Annotated in this window: 2 protein-coding genes and 1 pseudogene; all 3 read right to left on the bottom strand. The window is 65.4% G+C overall.

Features of this window, described 5'->3' with window-relative positions:
• Window positions 1-198: 198 nt before the first annotated feature.
• Complete coding sequence (locus CRM90_RS31230) at window positions 199-1482, bottom strand: hypothetical protein (RefSeq protein ID WP_233209600.1); 1284 nt, start codon at window positions 1480-1482, stop codon at window positions 199-201.
• Window positions 1422-2282, bottom strand: a complete 861-nt coding sequence (locus CRM90_RS31225; RefSeq protein WP_233209599.1) for a hypothetical protein — start codon at window positions 2280-2282, stop codon at window positions 1422-1424. Before CRM90_RS31225 ends, CRM90_RS31230 begins: the two co-directional genes overlap by 61 nt.
• A gap of 160 nt (window positions 2283-2442) precedes the next feature.
• Window positions 2443-2815: pseudogene (locus CRM90_RS29760) on the bottom strand (DDE-type integrase/transposase/recombinase); the annotation flags it as partial.

The following is a 2815-nucleotide window of genomic DNA, read 5'->3' as shown; positions in this document are numbered from 1 at the left end:
GTGAAGCGGAACCTACGCCCGTGCTCCCCATTTACACCGGATCCCGGACACGACCTGGTACGCCCGATTCGACCGCCAGTGCCACGACGGTGCGTGCACCGGTGCTCCGCTCGGCATGGTTGTCTCGTAGGCGGCCGATGGCGGCCTGGACAATCTGGCGTTCCTCCTCGTTTCGGGCGGCGCTAACGCGCACGGTGGTCATTCGTTGTCCCCGTCCTGGTCTGGATTCGGCGTCGGGCGGCTGGATTCGTGGTCCGCGAGGGTCTTCAGGTGCTCGATCAAACGCGTCTGAATGCGATGTCGCAGCGGTTCGGGCAGTCCGGGCGCCGCCATGTCCTGCTGGAGTGCGCCGACGTGCTCGCGAAGGTTGACGGCATCGCGGTCGGTGCGGGCGGCGTTGACGCAACCGAGCCGGCACCGGGTCCAGGAGGGTTCGTCGGAGCTGTCGCTGTGGTCGAGGCAGGCCGCGGCGGCGCGTCGGAACACGCAGGTCAGGACCGCGCCGTGGTGGATCTGCAGGGCGGGGTTCGATAGCGCGGCGTTGACCTGACCGGTGGTGGTCACCGTCAGTCCAGCAAACGTGCGTGCCCGCGCGATGCGGGCCCGGTATTCCTCGGCGGCCGGACCAGAGACGTGTTCACCGGCCTCGAGGCGCTGGGCATCGTCGTGGATGGTCTCAGCGCGGTGCAGAAATCGTTCGAAGGTGATGTCGTCGGGAAATCCTGAATCAGCTCCACCGGCATAGCCGTGGATCATTTGTGTGTGCAGGTGGCCGTATTGCGTTGCGCCAGCGATGGTTCCGCCTGGCCGCCGGACGATGTGCCATGCCAGGGTCCGTCGCAGGCGCGGCACTTGGTTGAACCAGTCGATGAAACGAGTTATGTCGGTGTTGATGGAGCCGGGTGTTCTCGTACGGGTGGCCCCGAAGAGGAACCGTTGCTGGGAGCACACGCTGAATGCCGGGAAGAGCAGGTCGCTGACCGTGATCTGTTCCAGGACGGTGACGGCGTGGGCGGTTTCGTCGGTGACGACCCACGGGATCGTGGCAGGTGACCGCTGTCGGCGCCCATCATCAGCCTTCAACTGCAGCCCGGACATGAACGTCAACTCCAGCGTGGGGTCGCGGCTGATGCATCCGCGCCGCAGGTTCAGGGCCTCGCCGGTCCGCACACCCGAGAGGTAGGCGATCACGAGGAAACAGGCAACCGTGACATGACGCAGCAGCCCGACGAGTTCTCGCGCATCGACTGGCTCGTCACGCCAGGGCTTGGTGCCGATGTGGCTGAATGTGTTGATACACAACAGATTAACGTCTATCGGCAATCCGGATGCCGCCAACATGACCGGCGTCTCCTTCATGCGTTTCAGTTCGGTGTGGTGCATCCATCCGCCCACCGCCAGGCCCATCAGGTCGACACTGGTCACCTCACCGGTCCGGATCCCGGGAAGTGCGGCGTCGTTGCGGTCGAGTGCAGCGAGCATGCATTCGAGTTGGGCCTTGGTGGTCTCGAATACCGACACCGTGCGCGTGGGCGCGCCCGGCGGATGGCGGGGGCGATCTGGTGGGCAAGATGGCGCATCGCGAGCAGGTTGCGTGCGGCGGGAAGCAGGTCGGCTGCGATCGTGTGGGTGACCGCGATCGCCCCGGAGAGCAGCGGTTCCATCACATCCGGATGGATGCGGGGGGTGGTGTTGGGCTTGCCCCAAGAGGATTCGTAGTGGGCGAGTCCTCGTGCACTCGCACCGCCCCACAGCGGGCCCGCGGGGAGCCGGCACTGGGCGGGCAACTCCTCCCGATAGAGGTGTAGCCGTTTGATGGCTTGCAGCGCGCAGCGTTTGGTTCCGGCGCTCTCACCGGTGGCGTCGGTGACGTAATGCAGGTAATCGTCGAGGTGTTCGGTGCTGACCTGGTCGAACGATGTCACTCCCGCGTCGCTCAGCCACGTCGTGAACCGCCGCAGCGGCACCAGCTCGCCCAAGATCGTCTTGACGTGCGGATGAAGCGATCGCGCACTGTCGAGCCGAGGTGCGTCATCAACGAGGTTGAGTAGAGCAAACAGGTAGAGCTTGCAAGCGTGGCGAAACGGCGCCGGGAACCGGCCCCAGTGCACGGCCTGCCGGGCGCTGTGCCGGTCTTTGATCGCCCCGGACAGATCCCACACCGGGTCACCGAATCGGCTCCGGACCCCCTCCACGTGCAGGGTGCGGTTCAGCAGCACCTCCGTTCCTGGGCCGATGCCGATACCGGCCACGACGTCGAGTGCTACAGCCGCGCGGGTCATGACGCTTCCAGGTGTCCGGCCAGCAAAAGATCTGTCAACGGCGGCCGAAAATTGACCCCTTTTCGTCGGGTGAGTTCGACACGGGGTTAGTTTTCAGGCGACGCCGACAACCGTGGCTAAACCCAGCTCAAACCGGTCCCATCACCGTGGCGAGCGACACGCGGGACCATCGGGCCATCTCGATCGCATCGAGCATCATCGTGGTGCGCATGTGCGTGGCCACCCGCGATCCGACGATCATGGGGCTGTACGCATCGATGAGAAAGCACACGTAGGCCACCCCGGCCCTGGTCGGCACAAACGTCAGATCCGTAACCCACAACTGGTTGGGGGCGGCAGCGGTGAACTTCCGCTTGACCAGGTCGGGATGCCGATCAGCGGCCGGGTCGGCTCTGGTGGTCTTGACTCGTTTGCCGCGCCGAGTGCCCTCGATACCGACGGCCCGCATCAGCCGGGCGACCTGGTCGCGGCCCACGTTGTGGCCGGCCCGACGTGCGGTTTTCCACAGCTTGCGGGCGCCGTAGACGCAATAG

The organism is Mycobacterium sp. ENV421, from assembly GCF_002887815.1.
In the GTDB taxonomy this organism is placed as follows: domain Bacteria; phylum Actinomycetota; class Actinomycetes; order Mycobacteriales; family Mycobacteriaceae; genus Mycobacterium.
Note: the sequence above shows the minus strand (reverse complement) of the source record. Positions and strands in the feature narration are given on the sequence as shown.

Excerpts from the sequence above, each read along its gene's own strand:
- CRM90_RS31230 (WP_233209600.1), bottom strand. The coding sequence starts at position 1,482 with ATGCTCGCTGCACTCGACCGCAACGACGCCGCACTTCCCGGGATCCGG.
- CRM90_RS31225 (WP_233209599.1), bottom strand. The coding sequence starts at position 2,282 with ATGACCCGCGCGGCTGTAGCACTCGACGTCGTGGCCGGTATCGGCATC.